At 38.7% G+C, this 18,177-nt stretch carries 14 protein-coding genes and 1 CRISPR repeat array; of the genes, 13 read left to right on the top strand and 1 reads right to left on the bottom strand.

The features are described from left to right. The first annotated feature begins 104 nt into the window (after positions 1-104). From cas6 to istB, 9 genes are all read left to right on the top strand, one after another. Positions 105-836 carry a CRISPR-associated endoribonuclease Cas6 gene (gene cas6 / locus ACZ5NG_RS09775; RefSeq protein ID WP_464251626.1) on the top strand — a complete coding sequence of 244 codons (732 nt, stop codon included), beginning with the start codon at positions 105-107 and terminating at the stop codon, positions 834-836. A 56-nt stretch (positions 837-892) separates the two neighbouring features. Further along, entirely contained in the window at positions 893-2,956 is a 2,064-nt protein-coding gene (locus tag ACZ5NG_RS09770; RefSeq protein ID WP_464251625.1) for a TM1802 family CRISPR-associated protein, read from the top strand. A gap of 52 nt (positions 2,957-3,008) precedes the next feature. Next, positions 3,009-4,070 carry a CRISPR-associated protein gene (locus tag ACZ5NG_RS09765; protein ID WP_464251624.1) on the top strand — a complete coding sequence of 354 codons (1,062 nt, stop codon included), beginning with the start codon at positions 3,009-3,011 and terminating at the stop codon, positions 4,068-4,070. A 2-nt stretch (positions 4,071-4,072) separates the two neighbouring features. Then, entirely contained in the window at positions 4,073-4,834 is a 762-nt protein-coding gene (gene cas5, locus ACZ5NG_RS09760) for a CRISPR-associated protein Cas5 (protein WP_464251623.1), read from the top strand. A 22-nt stretch (positions 4,835-4,856) separates the two neighbouring features. Next, the gene (locus ACZ5NG_RS09755) at positions 4,857-6,446 is read left to right on the top strand and encodes a CRISPR-associated endonuclease Cas3'' (protein WP_464251622.1); all 1,590 of its coding nucleotides are present in this window, start codon (positions 4,857-4,859) and stop codon (positions 6,444-6,446) included. A 15-nt stretch (positions 6,447-6,461) separates the two neighbouring features. After that, complete coding sequence (locus tag ACZ5NG_RS09750) at positions 6,462-7,346, top strand: hypothetical protein (protein WP_464251621.1); 885 nt, start codon at positions 6,462-6,464, stop codon at positions 7,344-7,346. A gap of 217 nt (positions 7,347-7,563) precedes the next feature. Continuing rightward, a CRISPR array of direct repeats spans positions 7,564-11,063; the repeat unit is 30 nt; unit sequence GTTTGTAGCCTACCTATGAGGAATTGAAAC. Positions 11,064-11,242: 179 nt separating this feature from the next. Then, positions 11,243-12,454 carry an IS21 family transposase gene (gene istA / locus ACZ5NG_RS09745; RefSeq protein ID WP_464251620.1) on the top strand — a complete coding sequence of 404 codons (1,212 nt, stop codon included), beginning with the start codon at positions 11,243-11,245 and terminating at the stop codon, positions 12,452-12,454. Between the two features lie 2 nt (positions 12,455-12,456). Next, positions 12,457-12,708, top strand: coding sequence for an ATP-binding protein (locus ACZ5NG_RS09740; RefSeq protein WP_464251619.1), 252 nt, complete (start codon positions 12,457-12,459; stop codon positions 12,706-12,708). A 20-nt stretch (positions 12,709-12,728) separates the two neighbouring features. Then, complete coding sequence (gene istB, locus ACZ5NG_RS09735; protein WP_464251618.1) at positions 12,729-13,232, top strand: IS21-like element helper ATPase IstB; 504 nt, start codon at positions 12,729-12,731, stop codon at positions 13,230-13,232. Between the two features lie 362 nt (positions 13,233-13,594). On the opposite strand, the gene ACZ5NG_RS09730 is transcribed toward istB, so the two are convergent. Further along, entirely contained in the window at positions 13,595-13,981 is a 387-nt protein-coding gene (locus ACZ5NG_RS09730; protein WP_464251617.1) for a hypothetical protein, read from the bottom strand. Positions 13,982-14,290: 309 nt separating this feature from the next. Between ACZ5NG_RS09730 and cas4 the strand changes: the two genes are divergently transcribed. The 4 genes from cas4 to ACZ5NG_RS09710 all read left to right on the top strand — a co-directional run bounded on the left by cas4 (position 14,291) and on the right by ACZ5NG_RS09710 (position 17,946). Beyond that, entirely contained in the window at positions 14,291-14,791 is a 501-nt protein-coding gene (cas4, locus tag ACZ5NG_RS09725) for a CRISPR-associated protein Cas4 (protein WP_464251616.1), read from the top strand. A 13-nt stretch (positions 14,792-14,804) separates the two neighbouring features. Beyond that, entirely contained in the window at positions 14,805-15,797 is a 993-nt protein-coding gene (gene cas1b, locus ACZ5NG_RS09720) for a type I-B CRISPR-associated endonuclease Cas1b (protein ID WP_464251615.1), read from the top strand. Positions 15,798-15,813: 16 nt separating this feature from the next. Next, positions 15,814-16,077 carry a CRISPR-associated endonuclease Cas2 gene (gene cas2, locus ACZ5NG_RS09715; RefSeq protein ID WP_464251614.1) on the top strand — a complete coding sequence of 88 codons (264 nt, stop codon included), beginning with the start codon at positions 15,814-15,816 and terminating at the stop codon, positions 16,075-16,077. Positions 16,078-16,380: 303 nt separating this feature from the next. Further along, positions 16,381-17,946, top strand: a complete 1,566-nt coding sequence (locus ACZ5NG_RS09710) for a methyl-accepting chemotaxis protein (protein ID WP_464251613.1) — start codon at positions 16,381-16,383, stop codon at positions 17,944-17,946. Positions 17,947-18,177: the final 231 nt, after the last annotated feature.

Below are 18,177 nucleotides of genomic sequence, written 5' to 3'. Positions count from 1 at the left end.
CTAATAATAATCACGACATATGTTGGAATTTTGTAGAAGGTTTTTAAAGGAGTCGCAATTAATATAAAAAATATTCTTAATATTAAGAAGTGGGAGATGGTTTATTGCGTTTATGTATATCTCTAATTGCCAAAAAAAATTCTATTACTTTGCCCATTCATTATAACCGACTTGTACAAGGAATGATTTATGCCAATATATCCAGTGAACTGGCGGCTTTTTTGCACGATCGAGGATATATGGATGGTAACCGCAGCTTTAAGCTTTTTACCTACTCCCGTTTGCTGGGCAAATATGTTTTAGACCAGAAGCAAAAAAAAATTACCTTTCCTCAAGGAGCAACACTTTATGTATCATCACCGATTAAAGAATTTTGTACATCATTAATGGGCAGTATGCTTCAAAGGCCAATCCAACTGGGCAGTTTGGAATTAGAAACGCCTCAAATAAAAGTGGAAAAACTGCAGGTTAATGCTGAATCAATCACGGTAAATACTCTTTCGCCAATTGTAATTTACAGTACCCTAAATAAGCCGGATGGCAGTACATATACGCACTATTTCCAGCCGGGTGAGCAGCAATTTTCTAATCAATTAGCCAAGAACTTGCGCAAAAAATACCTTTCTTACTATCGGCAGGAGGCCCCGCAAGGTAATATCACAGTACAAGTGCTCAATCGCCCACAGCAAAATATCACTAAGTATAAGCAAACGATAATTAAAGGATATAGCTGTAAGCTAAAATTAAATGGCCCACGGGAGCTTTTACAATTAGCCATAGATGCCGGTGTAGGGGCCAAAAATTCACAGGGCTTCGGTTGCCTAACTTTGGTTTAAGGAGGTGAAAGGCTAAGTAAAAATTACCGCCGCTAAAAGTATTAGGAGGTGGGGAAGTGAATTTACCTCAATTAACCGCATATATCGGAGCTAATGCTCAAAAATCTGACACCAACATATTTAGTTCGTTGATTAAACAGGTCCCAAATATAAAACCCAATAATGAAAACTATGTTGTGGCAATGGTTTTTGATTTAAAGGAGAAAGCAATTTATTCTGAGCTTAAAGGGCGGTACCAAGAAGAATCGCCGAGCCTTTATAACTATTTTGGTAACAACAGTGCAGCCTCATTACAATACTACTTAACCAGAGACACTAAAAGTTTGCACTACTTATTAACCAGCGTTTGGAACGATTTAATGATTATACTTAAAAAATACAATTTACATAATGGGGAATTAGCGGCGCTGGTTAATAAAATGAAGCAGTTAGGCTTAGTAACTTTGGGCAATAAAAAAGGTGAGGGACAAATTAACTTACAAAAGATTGCCATTGAGCCAAAGATAGTTAAAGTTACAAAAAAAGATGTTGAGCTGGCCGACGAAACTGAAAAAAAATTTGAAGATATAATTCGCAAGTTTTTAAATGATGATAATAGAAAGAACAAATATGTTTTGGTGATACCGGTAGTTAAAACGGAGGACGGCAAAGAAATTGTATTGCCTCAACACCCGGATTATTTGGAACTGGTTAAACGGGAAAGAAACCTGGGCAAAGGTGAGCCTGACATTGAAATTGACGATGGTAAGAATCGGGTTTGTTACATTTGTGGTTGCAAAAGGGCTGATGTAAGCAGTAAAAACACAACAAAATTCAGTAGAACCGGAATAAATAAAATCTTTACCACAACCACAGTTAATACTGCCCCATACATGCAAAAAAACAATTATGATAACATCTACTCTATTTGCACTCAATGCTATCAAAAACTATTAACTGGTGAAAAGGCAATTGCCAATCAATTTAAGGGCAATATTGCCGGCGAAAGTGTATTCATTTTACCGGAAGGATTATCAACGGACTTTAATTATAATTTTATGCACAAACTCAAAAGCAGTGTGGATTTAGCTTTTAAAAGCAGCAGTACGGAAGAATGGTGGCGAGATATCGAAGCAGCCGCTGAATTTGACGAGGTAAGTTTATATTCAATAAGTTTTGTATTTTACCGAACAGACGGAAACTCGGTTACAGTGTTAGAAACCATTGAAGATGTACCGACAGTGCGCATTATTAAAGTTATTGAAGAATTGGCTAATCAGTCTGCAACGTTAAAACAACATCTTAAACGGGGAATGACATTAGGTCAAATTTATCGGATTATACCGGTGCGCACTAATAAAAATGGAGAACAATTAGATATCGGTCGGGTGTTATCTTTTTATAAAGCAATTTTATCCGGTGAGTACGTTAACAAAGATATTTTGTATGGTTATGCGCTGGAAGCATTAGAAAAGGGCTTGCATCAGATTAGCAAAAAGCAGATTGACAATTATTTTAATTTGGGCTTGTACGACTATGTAGGTGGATATGATGACTTCTTCATTAAAGATATCATTATGCGTTATTTAGTCTTGCTGCATACTGCTGAGCAATTCGGGCTGTTTAATGAAAGGATTTTTAGCTATTCCGAAAAGGGGGAGGAACGGGTGAATCAATTTAATACCTCATCAGAGAAAGTTAATACTGCTATTAATGAAATAGAACAATTTTTAGATAAACAAGGATTTAACAACCAAGCCAGGGCATTGTTTTATTTAGGAGTGTTAATTTATCGTGTGGCTGTTGCTCAATCGACAAAAGGATATAAAAACAAACCGATTTTAAAGAAAATACAATTTCAGGGAATGAAAGAAAGAGAAATATGCCAATTATATGCGGATGTAGTTGAGAAATTAAGACAACATGAACTTATAACCCTTTTTACCGAAGCGGTTATGAATCGTTTTCATTATTACTACGGTTCTTTAGAGCAAAACTGGCTCCTTAGCGAAAGGGCCAACGTTTTTTACATTATGTCCGGCTATGCTTATTCAGTAGGCAATAAAACTCCGGATGTTACTAAAGAAGAGGCCGATGCAGAGGCAGATACAATTGTTCGGGAAGACGAGACGGAGGAATAAATGTACGGCATCGTTAGAAATAAATTTTAGTTTATAAGGGAGGTTTTAAATTATGTACTTAAATCAAAACAGTGACTTTATATTCCTTTTTCAGGCAACCATGACCAACTGCAACGGAGACCCCGATCAAGAAAATAAACCGCGGATGGATTATGAAACTTCTACCCTGCTGGTAAGCGATGCCCGCCGGAAACGGGATGCGCGCGATTTATTAAAAAACAAAGGTTATGCTATTTTTGTGGATACTTTAACTGATAAAAAAGTACCGATGGATGTAATGTTTAAGCATGTTTTTGACACTTGGCTTTCTGACACATCTAAAATGAAAGAGTTGTTTAACGAAAACAAGCAGCTGGCGGATAAGTGGCAGGCTTTAATGGGTAACAGAGATGATTTTAAAAAGGCATATGAAGAAAAGAAAAATAACCTTTCAAAAGATGAAAAGAAAGATTTTGGCGATTTCAATAACATGTTAATGACTGAAATTATTAAACGTTCTCTGATTGATATTCGCTTATTTGGCAGTGCAATGGCGGTAGAGGGTATTACCCGTACTTATACCGGTCCGGTGCAGATCAACTGGGGCTATTCACTTCATCCGGTGGAACTGGTTAAGTCTAATACAATAACTTCGATTATGAACGACGATAATTCTACTTTCGGCAAAAAATACAAAGTATATTACGCTTTAGTGGCCCATTACGGCACCATAAATAAGTACAGTGCTCAACTAACCGGGATGACGGAAAACGACCGTGATATACTGCGCAAGGCATTAGTGCAGGGTTTAGCCAGCAACCAAACCGATAGCAAGCAGGGCCAAGACCCGCTAATGTATTTAGAAATTATTTACAAGCCGGAATTTGACGGGTACTTGGGCGATTTGCGCCGGTTTATAGAAGTAACTTATCAAATTGACCAACCAATTAGAAGATTAGAAGATATTCAAGTTGATTTTAGTAAGTTAAGCCAAGCAATTGAGCAGTTGAAAAAGGACGGGTACATTGAGAAAGTTGTAGGCTGGCTACATCCCGTTGTTGACAAGAAGCATTTAATGAACTTGCCGGAATACCAAGAAATAGACTTATGGCAGCCTATTCAAGCGAGGGAATAAATATGGACATAATTACCTTTCATTTGAGGGGTAAAATGGCGCATTTTCGCCGGTATTATTCTAACTCATCGGCTTTAACCTATACTATTCCTCCCCGTACAACCATTACCGGAATTATTGCCGGTTTACTCGGCTTAACCAGGGATAGTTATTACGCTGATTTCTCTCTTGAACAATGTCAAATTGCTGTAGCGATCTGTTCACCTATCAAAAAATGTATGCAAAAGTTAAACTATTTGATGATAAAAAGTACCAACGATTTAAACGGTTCAGCGGAATATCACAGCCAAACTGCCACTGAATTTATTATCCCCCAAAATATCCGCGATGGGTGGATAGATTATAAAATCTGGGTGCATCATCGGGATCAGGATTACATTAATAAGCTACAAGAACTGCTAATCAATAATCAAGGAATTTATAAAAGCCGGGGTATTGCGGTTGGTTTAGGGACAGCTTTTAACTTGGGTTGGATAGAAAATGGAAAAGTAATTGCCGGTGAGCAGCGGACGGAAAAGAATCAGTGCCCGATTAATTCAGTAATACCGGCGAACAAAATTACCGGTATCTTAACTGAGCAGATGCAAAGCGACGGTTATCGGCTAATAAAAGAAGAAGTTCCCCTGGAATTTGACGCGCAAAGACGCATTACGCCAGAAGGTTTAGGCTATATGGTGATGAACCTTGATATTAAACCCATACCGGCCGGTGTTACATCATATGTGTTAACCGAAGAAAATGAAGCTATTACCTGGATGGAATAAGTAAAAATGGGGGGATTAGCACTTGAGCTATTTTGCCCATTATGATGCGGAAAAAAACATCAGACAATTATTACGTGATCATTTGGAGGCGGTAGCTAAACTTGCTGAGGCTCAAGTGCCTCCCAATGTTCAATTCGATTATATTGACAACCTAGCCATTAAGGAAATAGTGCGTGCTTTAGGCTGCTACCATGATTTAGGCAAATATACTCAGTACTTTCAGGATTATCTCTTACAAGGAAAAAACTCACATTTAAAAAACCACGCCCATATATCTGCTTGCTTTACTTATGCCTTTTTATCAGAGAAGCTTAAGCATCTTCCGGAGGGCAAACAAAAAAGGATCGTTGCTTTTATTGCCTATCTTTGCATTAGATTACATCATCAGTCATTGAGTTTAGAAGGCTTATTTCCGATCCGGGATATAGAAATGTGGGACACGCTAGAAAAAATTGCCGAAAACCTGATTGCCAATGCAAATGAAATTTTAAAGGATAGTAAAAATATATTTACTTCCATTACACCACAACAGTTTAAAAAATATCTGCAAATAGATTCGCTAAAGAAAGATAAAAGGAATTTTATATATATGCCCGAATATTTTACCAGCGGAAGGGCGGATGATGCCCGCTGGTATTTCCTCGTAATATACCTTTTTTCCTTGTTAATTGATTGCGATAAGTTAGATTCCGGCGGGGTAAAGTCTGTTCATGTAAAAAATATCTCACCGGATTATGTCAGCAAATATTTAGCTCGAAAACCGGTAAGCAAAACAAACCAATCATTGGTGGCCCGCCGGGAAAAAGCTCGCCGGACAATACTGAATGTAATTGAGAACTTGGATGACACGGCGATTAAAGAGTATCGCTTTTTTACCCTTACAGCGCCAACCGGTATAGGAAAAACCTTGGCCTCTTTGCAATGTGCCTTGCGTTTACAAGAGAGAATTAAAGAAGTAGAAGGTTATCTGCCGCGCATTATTGTTGCCATTCCTTTTATCAATATTATTGAACAAACAAAAACGGAATATCTTAATGTAGCAAGCGATGAGCTGCGCCTGGTAGTACATCACCGTTTGGGCGACTTTACCGCCTACCGGGATGCCGGTGAGGAAGTTCCCCTAGACAAGAGTTTGTTAGAGGTAGAGTCTTGGGAAGGAGACATTATCTTAACAACTTTTGTCCAATTCTTTCAGTCTATTTTTACAAATAAAAATCGGGCATTGAAAAAAATTAATAAATTAGCGGGAAGCATTGTCATTCTTGATGAAGTACAAGCCGTACCGGAAAAATATATGCCGCTAATTGGGGCAGCAATGCAAAAAATAAGCGTGTATTGGGGCACTCGTTTTATTTTAATGACCGCTACCCAACCGAAAATTTTAGAGTTTGGCAATTTATTGCTTAATGATCCGGCACTACATAAACCAGCTATTCCCTTATTACCGGATTATCCGAGTTATTTTAAAGAATTAAAAAGAACAAAATTTATTCCCTTGTTAAATGCAAGAATGGATACTGAGCAGTTTATCTCTTTATTCGAACAAAAATGGAACGGTTTGACCTCAGCATTAATTGTAGTCAATACAATCAAACGTAGCATTGACATTTAGAAGTTAAGAGAGAGGATGCAGGAAAAAGAATGTGATGTAGCGATATATTATTTATCAACTAACATTATCCCACTGCAAAGAAAAAAATTAATTAATGAAGTCAGAGATTTGCTAGAGCTAAAGCAGCCGGTAATTCTGGTTTCCACTCAAACTATTGAAGCTGGGGTAGATTTAGATTTTGATCTGGCATTTCGCGATTTTGCCCCGTTAGATTCTTTGATTCAAACGGCAGGAAGAGTCAACCGTGAGGGGAAAAAAGGTAATTATTTACCGGTATATATTGTACAACTGGAGTCAGATAACCATTATGTTTACTCATTAATGCACCGCAAAAGCACAGAAGCTTTATTAAAACAAAAAGAAGAAATTTATGAACCGGAATACGGACAACTGGCAGAACAATATTATGCTGCGGCATTAGAGAGAGGAGTAGATGGTATTTCCTCAGAGCTTTGGCAAGAATGCATTTTGCGTTTAAATTTTGATAAACTAAATGAATTTAATTTGATAGAAAAAACGGCAGAAGTGGTTGATGTTTTTGTGGAGATAGACGAACATGCCGGTTTATTGGCAGACACTTATGAACTGGTTTTATTATGGAAACAGGACGATTTAGGTGACAAGTTAAAATTAAATTTAGAGAAATTGGGGATACCGAATATTCCTGATAAATTTAGTGTTTTTGAAAGAAAAGCCCTATTAAGATTGCTGGCAACTAAACTTAATGATTATATAATTCAAATAAGGTTGAACAGAATAATAGAAAACAGGCCGCCTGAATTTGCTGCAAGAAATGGCGTAGAATGTGCAATGTATTGGATACCTTATGGCCAATTAGCAGATTATTATGACCTCCAAACTGGGTTTATAAGTGAAAATGGAGATGCCTTTATACTTTAAAAATGTTGTTATTATTTTCCGTCATTTTCCGTCGACCCCCAATAGTGCAAAAAACCCGGGGGATCGACGGAAAAAAGTACCGTTTATAGATGGAAAAATGGCCAAAACAATGTTATTATTTAACGAGAAATATCTTTTTTATCAATATTCAGATAAATTTTTACGATAATTAACCATTACAATTAAATATTGAAGCAAAAATATCCCGAAAAAATGGGTTTGTAGCCTACCTATGAGGAATTGAAACTGCGACGGCGTAGATGACCAAGAGGAAATCAATGCGTTTGTAGCCTACCTATGAGGAATTGAAACACATTTTCGATAGGAATATTATGTCTTTGCATTATCTCTCGTTTGTAGCCTACCTATGAGGAATTGAAACAGGTTACTGTTCATCCTCTGCAGGATGAACCGATCTCGTTTGTAGCCTACCTATGAGGAATTGAAACTATCCCCAGCCCATTAAAAAATAGATAAGGAGGAATGAAAGTTTGTAGCCTACCTATGAGGAATTGAAACTGACGTGCGCAAAAAACCTATGCGTCTGCCTATCTCGGTTTGTAGCCTACCTATGAGGAATTGAAACATGACGTTTTTACCGTATTAATGAATCACAAAAAACGGTTTGTAGCCTACCTATGAGGAATTGAAACGAAAAATGGTTGGAAGGTAGGAATGTCAAGACTAAGTTTGTAGCCTACCTATGAGGAATTGAAACTATATATATCCTTCGGAAAAGTCAAGTGGTTTTTAAAGTTTGTAGCCTACCTATGAGGAATTGAAACTGATCATAAAAATATAAGTTTCTGAATGCTTAGCCATGTTTGTAGCCTACCTATGAGGAATTGAAACTCAGGACGGAAAGCCGAAGGTTGTTGAAGGTATTGAAGGTTTGTAGCCTACCTATGAGGAATTGAAACGCCCACCACTGGAATGGCTTTCCGCACTGCCATTCCAGTTTGTAGCCTACCTATGAGGAATTGAAACACTTGAATACTTCCATTATTAGTAAATCCGTTCCGAGTTTGTAGCCTACCTATGAGGAATTGAAACTCTTCCCGGGTGCCGTTGCTCATGGCATCGCTTAGAAAGTTTGTAGCCTACCTATGAGGAATTGAAACATTGTTGAGAGGCTACTTCTTGATTTGGGAATGGGATAGTTTGTAGCCTACCTATGAGGAATTGAAACAACGACGGGCCACAAAGCTGGCAGATAGTGTCTTGGTTTGTAGCCTACCTATGAGGAATTGAAACATTCTACTTCTGCTGAAAATAGCTCTTGCTTTTCTGTGTTTGTAGCCTACCTATGAGGAATTGAAACCCCTAGCCATTATTGCCGCCCTCCAACCTCATCACATGTTTGTAGCCTACCTATGAGGAATTGAAACTCTCTCCATTTGTCTGGCCTTCTGTTTTTGAGCCAAGTTTGTAGCCTACCTATGAGGAATTGAAACGATATTTTCGATGTCATTTAAGGAGGCCCCAAAAAAGTTTGTAGCCTACCTATGAGGAATTGAAACCATTTGCCAAAATCGATACACCAGCGATTGAAAAAGGTTTGTAGCCTACCTATGAGGAATTGAAACATAACTTTCTCGTCTGTCCAAAACCGTGACGCTATCGTTTGTAGCCTACCTATGAGGAATTGAAACTCAAGACAGAATAGAAGAAAAAAACTGACAAGGGCGAAGTTTGTAGCCTACCTATGAGGAATTGAAACTACCAGGAACCCCAAAGCCGACACTGCTTAAGCCCGGTTTGTAGCCTACCTATGAGGAATTGAAACAGGAATACGGGTAAAACCTCATTAAGGGTCTCGATTGTTTGTAGCCTACCTATGAGGAATTGAAACGATCAATTTACTACGCCATCAGGCGCATAAGGAGGGGTTTGTAGCCTACCTATGAGGAATTGAAACCTGCTTCCAGGCTGTCGAAAATCTTGTACGTCGCCCGGTTTGTAGCCTACCTATGAGGAATTGAAACTTTTATCTGAGGGCTTTGGATTTAACTTAGACCAAGAGTTTGTAGCCTACCTATGAGGAATTGAAACTGCGATTGGAAGTTTTGTATTTTCACTCTTTTTATCAGTTTGTAGCCTACCTATGAGGAATTGAAACTAACCCTGGACGTTTCCTAATTGGTCGAATACTTCGTTTGTAGCCTACCTATGAGGAATTGAAACATTTTTCCTGCGCGTGCCAGATGGAAAATCAAAAGTGCGTTTGTAGCCTACCTATGAGGAATTGAAACCTCCTACACTCGCCAAACGATCAAATTCAGAAGTGGTTTGTAGCCTACCTATGAGGAATTGAAACCTGGATGGACGGGTTCTTGAGCCTGTTTTCGCCAACGGTTTGTAGCCTACCTATGAGGAATTGAAACCACCACTGTTAAGGAGGTACGAAGATGAGGTCACAAAGTTTGTAGCCTACCTATGAGGAATTGAAACATCACTTGTATACTTTCTACCCACTTTGATAGGGAGGTTTGTAGCCTACCTATGAGGAATTGAAACCGAATTTGCCTATCCAGCATCCTATCCATCTGAGCAGTTTGTAGCCTACCTATGAGGAATTGAAACCTTCATCCACGCTTAATCGCCTCCTTCACCTCCGCCAGTTTGTAGCCTACCTATGAGGAATTGAAACTTTTCAACCAATGATAAGGAGAATCCGGGTTCGTCGGTTTGTAGCCTACCTATGAGGAATTGAAACATAGTGATAATCTGTATATCGTCATCCTCATCGGATTGTTTGTAGCCTACCTATGAGGAATTGAAACCTCCATTTCTAATTCATCCCCGCCAAATTCAAACGTGGTTTGTAGCCTACCTATGAGGAATTGAAACCTCTTCCGACTAAACTACAACAAGGGCACGAAATACAGTTTGTAGCCTACCTATGAGGAATTGAAACCTGCTTTGATACACCATTGAACCCAGGCAGTATGACCGGTTTGTAGCCTACCTATGAGGAATTGAAACCTCACAGTATCGATGGGGTGGCGGATGTTGATATTGGTTTGTAGCCTACCTATGAGGAATTGAAACCCGCATCCTGCTCAAGTCTAAAATAGCGCGGAATCTGGTTTGTAGCCTACCTATGAGGAATTGAAACTTTTCTGGCTTTAGTGCTGAAGATGTGTATCATGCAAGTTTGTAGCCTACCTATGAGGAATTGAAACACCTTAACCATTAGTAACAACCTTTACTACTCTCAGTTTGTAGCCTACCTATGAGGAATTGAAACGTTAAAAGCTGTGTTCTAAAATAAACCGTATTTTTTGTCCGTTTGTAGCCTACCTATGAGGAATTGAAACATGCCTGTTCGCCATATCTGGCACGATAAACAAGCAGTTTGTAGCCTACCTATGAGGAATTGAAACTCCGGCGGCGCCCAACAATTTCATAATCTTTGTTGAGTTTGTAGCCTACCTATGAGGAATTGAAACTCCTCCGAAATAAACATGAATGGCTTTGTCTTGCCATTTGTTTGTAGCCTACCTATGAGGAATTGAAACCCGGCAATTGCCGCTGGTTTTAGTATGTTGTTAGGGTTTGTAGCCTACCTATGAGGAATTGAAACATTTTCCTGTTATTACATCTTGGAGGAAAGGAGGGGTTTGTAGCCTACCTATGAGGAATTGAAACTGCACGATAATTGCCTGAAAAAGACCACTCTCTGCAGTTTGTAGCCTACCTATGAGGAATTGAAACTCGTGCAAGTTTTTAGTAACTAACCAAAGGCTTTTAGTTTGTAGCCTACCTATGATGTTAAAAACGGTGATAAAATCCCTATAATCACCGGGGAAAAAATCCCCACCCCCTAGAAATATAAACACCGAAGATCTGGCAAATCGGAGGTGTTTAAAATTTACGTAGGGAGTGGGGAATGGTTGAACATTAAGCAAATGTATGAAAATGGTGTTTCTATCAGCGAAATTGCTCGCCGTACCGGGCGAGACCGCAAAACCATAAGAAAATGGATACAATCTGATGGCCCGCCCAAAAAAGTTAGGCGGAGAAGACCTAGTAAGTTAGATGAATATAAAGAATATATAGTTTCCCGTATGCAAGAAGGTGTACTTAACGCCACCGTCATCTATGATGAAATAAAAGATAAGGGCTATAAAGGTAAAATTACCATATTGAGAGACTTTATGCAGCCATACCGGCCAGTATTAAAGGCCCAAGCAACCGTAAGATATGAAACAAGACCTGGTGAACAGGCCCAGGTAGATTGGGCTCATTTCGGCTATATCATCGACCTAGATGGAGCACGCCGTCCCTTGTATTGCTTTGTTATGGTATTAAGTTACTCACGTATGCTCTATCTAGAGTTTACCACATCTCAGGATGTTGCAACACTATTAAAATGCCACATTAATGCTTTTGAATTTTTTGGAGGCATACCAAAAGAAATACTTTACGACAACACCAAGACAGTAACCCTGGGGCGTGATGATAACGGTCATATCATCTGGAACGAACGGTTTTTGGATTTTAGTGTTCACTTTAATTTCAGTCCCCGGCTTTGTCATCCGTACAGGGCGCGGACTAAAGGCAAAGTAGAACGCCCAATCCGGTATATCCGGGAAAACTTCTTTCCCGGGCGCAAGTTCAGTTCCTTGGAAGACCTCAATTTCCAAGCCCACAAGTGGCGGGATGAAAAGGCCAACGTACGTATTCACTCTACTACTCTAGAAAAGCCGGTTACTCGGTGGGCCCATGAGTTATTGCAGCCATATACCGGTTACCCAGACTTTGACTTGGCATATTACTGCCAGCGCAAAGTCAGCCGAGACTGCTTTGTTTCCTACAAATGCAACTTCTATTCTGTACCCTGGCAGTTAATCGGACGAGATGTTTTGCTTAGAATTATCGGGGACCAACTACAAGTATATTGGCAAGGGCAAATGCTCACTCAACACACCCTGGTAAAACATAAACGTTATCAGCGTATTGCAAAACCGGAACATTACTATGGGCTTCCTGGCCAAAACATTACCAGCCAGCGCAGAAAAAACTCTGTAACAGTGCTTCAACCGCCTCAGGTTGAAAAAAGGCCTTTAGACTACTATGAATCCCTGGTTTGGGAAGGTGTATAGCAATGCTGCAGATTGAAATATTGCGTGAACATCTTACCGAACTGGGGCTAAAAGAAATGGCCAGAACTTTAGAATACCGGCTTCAAGAAGCAGTTGATAAAGACCAAACATACTTTGATTTTCTAAATACACTGGTAGAGGAAGAATTATCAGCCCGGAAGGACCGTGCATTTAAAACCAGGTTAAGCATGGCACGACTTCCCTTCCAGAAGACTATTGCCGATTTTGACTTTTCATTTTTCAACCATCAGTAGATGAACGGCAAATTAAAGAATTGGCCACTTTACGGTTTGTACATGAGGCCGGGAATGTAGTTTTCTTAGGACCGCCGGGAGTGGGGAAAACGCATTTGTCGGTAGCCCTTGCTATGGAAGCTATTGCCCAGGGAGCAACTGCATATTTTGTAAAGACTGATGAACTTATTGCCGATCTAAAGAAAGCTTATGAGGAAAATCGCCTAAAAAAGAAGATGAAAAAGTATATACGTCCGAAAGTTCTCTTAATTGACGAAATTGGCTACCATCCGCTAGACAAGCTCTCAGCATCTTTATTCTTCAATATCATATCCGAGCGGTATGAAAACGGGAGTATTATCCTTACTTCCAACAAGAGCTTCACGGAATGGGCTGATATATTTGGTGAAAGTGTCATAGCTACTGCCATTTTGGACAGATTATTGCACCATGCTAGCATTGTTAACATTCGCGGCTCCAGTTACCGCATGAAAAACAAGAAAAAATCAGGCTTATGCCTTAGTAAGGGGGATGATGAAAGCTAGATAATTTTACACTAGGGTGGGGAATTTCTCACCGGAGAAATCGGGGAATTTTAAACCGGTGTTGACACTACCTGTCCTGAAAGTTAAAAAGTACTGCTCCTCAAAAAAGACAATAATGTACCAAGCTAGACTCAATTATTTTTCAAAATAAGGATCCAGCAGCAGAAAGATATATAACTGGACTATATAACATTAAATACATAGTAAGGGCTAGGCATTTAATTCGGCGGTGACCTTGTATCCAAGGGATTTCAGCTTCTTGATGGATTGATTGACAATGGTTTTGCGTTTGCGTTTTTCATAATAAGTAGGACCAAGCCCAATATAAGTTTGCTTGCGTTTAAGCATCTGGTAGACGATGGTTAGAATGCTATGAGCAACTGCAGCAGCAGCACGGTTCGCTCCGCGTCTTGCAGCAAGGCCGTGATACTGACTGGACAAATAAGTATTTTGGCTCGAGCGGCGGAGGGGAATTGGTTAATGGTGTCCAACAATACCAGTTCTTCCTCAAAAGGGAGCATCTGCTTTTTAATCTCTAAGTCTAGTCTGTTGATTTCTACGTTGAAGTAGTCAATATGGCGCAATTGGGTTTCTAACATCAGTTTCTGGTGGGAGCCAATCAAGCCTTTAAGGGCGTTGCAATTCCGGTTTCTTTTTTTCAGCTTGCATTGGGCCAGTTCAGACAATGCAATGGGGTCTTCCTCGCCGGCAATAATTGCTTTGATCATGGAGCGTGCTGATTTGCCCATTATGTCGGTGACTACGGAAGCCAGTTTGATGTTGGCCCCTTCCGGAAATTTTTGAATGCGGTTAATTTCCCGAGCTCGTTCTTCGATAAGGCTACGGCGAATCTGTCCTGCGTGCTCATAATTAAAGAGGCAACAATCTGCTAATTTTCATTTGCTGATGGTGCCGCATAGGCGACATGGGTGTCTATGATTGTTTTGATTGCCTTTTTTTATTGCGCAGATTTAAACGTTACTACCAATAAACTAACTAGCTCACTATTAACTAACCACTAACTAACTACTGACAACTAAAACAAGGTGGTGAAACTTTTGCAAGAAATTAATATTGGTGGAACACTAATTTGGTACTACTACATTTGTAAGCGTGAAGTATGGTTAATGGCTCATCAAATAACGCCCGATCAAGATGATGCTAATGTGGTACTTGGCAGGTTTTTTGCCGGGCAGTCATATACCCGCGATAAAAAAGAAATATCTTTAGGGGGTATAAAAATTGACATTGTTAAAAAAGGTAAAGACGGTTTAATTATCGGTGAAGTAAAAAAGAGCAGCAAATACAAAGAAAGCGCAAAAATGCAGCTGGCGTTTTATCTGCTGGAGCTACATAACAGGGGAATATCAGCTACCGGTGAATTAATGTTTCCCCGGGAAAGAAAAAAAGAAATCGTCAAACTGGACGAAGAATTAATTAACAGGTTAACTCAAGCTACTAAAGATATTCAGGAAATTATTAATCAAACATGTCCACCTCCTGCAGAGAGAAACAAATTCTGCGACAAATGTGCTTACCTAGAATTATGTTGGGCCTGATGAGGTGAGGATTTTGAAAAAGACTTTATATATTTTTAGTAATGGTGAACTAAAACGTAAAGGAAACACCATATTGTTCCAAACAGATAATACTAAAAAATATCTACCTGTTGAGGATGTCGGAGAAATACAAGTATTTGGTGAAGTTACTTTTAATAAAAAGTTTTTAGAATTTGCTTCGCAAAAAGAAATTATTGTGCACTACTTTAGTCACTATGGTTATTATATGGGCAGCTTTTATCCACGGGAACACTTAAATTCCGGTTACATGACTCTTAAACAAGCTGAATATTATTTAGATTCGCAAAAACGAATTTTTTTGGCCAGGCAATTTGTACGAGGAGCAGCCAGAAATATCAGACAGGTACTTAAATATTATAATAATCGGATTGGCGGATTTACAGAAACAATTGAACGCATTTGTGAATTAACTGAAGCGCTGAATGAATCTAATAATATAAGTGAGCTAATGGCAATAGAAGGTAATATTCGGGAATATTACTATCATGCATTTGACCGGATCATCCGTAATCCTGATTTTTTGTTTGAAGAGCGTTCGCGTCGTCCTCCTAAAAATCACCTAAACACATTGATTAGTTTTGGTAACACCGTTATGTATACTATCATTTTAAGTGAAATATATAAAACCCATTTAGACCCGCGCATTGGCTATTTGCACTCCACAAATTTCCGCAGGTTTTCGTTAAATTTAGATTTAGCCGAAATATTTAAGCCGATAATAGTTGATAGATTAATTTTTTCAGTGTTAGGCAAAAGAATGATTACTCTCAGTGATTTTGATGAGTTGGGCGGTGGTATAGTGATGAAAGATCAAGCTAAAAAGGTTTTTCTACAGGAACTTGACGCTAAATTAAAAACTACCATCAAACACAAAGGTATTGGTCGGCCGGTTTCTTATCGCAGAATAATTCGTTTGGAATTATACAAACTAGAAAAGCATCTAATGGGCGAAAAAGAATATCAACCTTTTGTTGCAGAATGGTAACAGGCGGTGAACACTTATGTTTGTCATTCTTGTTTACGATGTTAACGTAAAAAGGGTGGCTAAGGTACTAAAAATTGCAAGAAAATATCTTCACTGGGTGCAAAATTCCGTGCTGGAAGGAGAGATTTCTAAGGCTAACTTTGTCAAACTAAAGGCTGAAATACGTCAAGTAATTAATGAAAAAGAAGATTCAATCGTTATCTATACTTTCAGAACTTTAAAATATTCCAGCTGTGAAACTATTGGTATTAAAAAAGGCGGTGAAGAAATGTTCCTTTAACGGCATGGAACAGAACAACATCTATAACCAAAGATGCTTTTATAAAATTTAATTTTACCGGTGTACATTAAGACCGATATTTTTTATGGTTTAGTATAAGTCAACGCCAATTATCTCTAAATGTTTATAAATATTTGTACAATTGTCCAAAAATTAGTAAATCCTTAGTTACACGGATTGTAAATCTATGCTATAAATAAATATAGATGATAATATTATGTTTTATGGTGCATTTTTCTAAGCGGACATCAAACTTTGACGTTATTGATCAAAAAAATCATTAGGGAAGGGGTATGGGGGTTAATGAAGGCATCACTGCGTTTCAAGTTAGGTATTTTACTTTCGGTTATGATGCTTTTAACGGTCATTGTCATGGGTTGCATTCAGTATCTGTCTGCTAAGAATTTGATCGGCAGTGTAGCGGTAGAAAAAGCAAAAAGCGATTTGGCCTTGAGTGAAGAACTGCTCAATGAATGGTATCCCGGGCCGTGGCGGGTAGAAGGAGACAAGCTATATAAAGGCGATACTTTAATGAATGACAATTTTGCCGTTGTGGATCGCATCAGTGAATTAACCGGTGACACAGTAACCATCTTTTTAAATGATACCAGAATTGCCACAAATGTAAAAAAAGCAGATGGCAGCAGAGCAGTGGGTACTAAGGTTTCCGAAGAAGTAGCCAATGTAGTATTAAAACAAGGTAAAAATTATTATGGCGAAGCGGTTGTTGTAGGCAACTTGTATCAAACTGCCTACACACCAATTAAAGACAGTAGCGGTAAAGTAATAGGAATGTGGTATGTCGGTGTTTCCAAAGAAATTACTATAGGTTTAGTTAAACAAGCTACATATTTAGCAATTATCAGCGGTATAGTGCTGTTTGCCGTTGGCTTGTTGTTGTTAATGTTATTAGCTAATAAAGTAATAATAAAGCCTATTGATACTTTAGAAAAAGCTGTCAGTAAACTGGCTGAAGGCGATTTTCAAAATAAAATTGACATTAATTCAGGTGATGAGGTCGGTCGGTTAGCTAACTGTATAAATGAGATGACGGAAAAATTAGGTAAATTAATTAAAAATGTAACGGTAGATGCTCAAAATTTAGCCTCTCATAGTAGAGAGTTAGCTGCTGCCAGTGAAGAGATAAGCGCCACCATGCAAGAAGTAGCCGGTACCACTAACGAAGTGTCAGCAACTGCGGAAAATGGCTACAACAGTGCAGTTGCAGCAGCGGAAGAAGCCAATCAAACAGCCCTTAAAGCGCGTGAAGGGGCAAGAACAGTTGGTGCGGTAACAAAAGCAATTAATCAACTGACAAAGAATACCGAGCAGGTTAAAGTAAGAATATCTGATTTAACTAAATTGTCGTCTCAAATTGGAAAAATTACAGAAGTTATTACCGATATTGCAGAGCAAACTAATTTACTGGCGTTAAACGCTGCTATTGAAGCAGCCAGAGCGGGTGAGCATGGCAGAGGGTTTGCCGTAGTGGCCGAGGAGGTAAGAAAACTTGCTGAACAGTCTTCAAGTTCGGCTAAAGATATTGCTAAAATAATTAGACAGGTACAGGAGTCGGTTGATAATATGAGCAGAGATATTATCGCTGCTGCCGAAAAGCAAAAGGAATGTGTAAACAACAGCGTTGCCGCCAGTAAGGCACTAAATCAAATTCAAAAAGCGGTAAAACATACCGTAACAGTGGTTGAGGAAGTAGCAAAAGGCATTAAACTAACCAGTGAGGGCATGATGCAGGTTGCCGGAAATAACGAACAAATTACTTCTACAACTCAGCAATTAAGTGCTTCTGCCCAAGAGTTAGCTAATATTGCCGAAGATCTTCATCAAAGTGTAGAAAAGTTTAAAGTATAATTAAATATATACATTGAGGGACATAAGAATTTTATTTATTCCTCCACACAATAAAGATATATAATATAGCACTTTTGAAGATGCTATTTCAAAGATTGAGGTAAAACCGCTTTTATGCTGAAAGCAGTAAAAGCGGTTTTTTTATGATAAACCGGTGAGCTAAAATTTGTTTAAATTTTAAGTATATTTGCAATAACGCTTTTTATGTAATATAATTTAGGCATTTGGTCC

This window comes from Desulfovectis peckii, assembly GCF_055391705.1.
The sequence above is the reverse complement of the archived record's forward strand: the minus strand, read 5'-3'. Positions and strand labels throughout refer to the sequence as shown.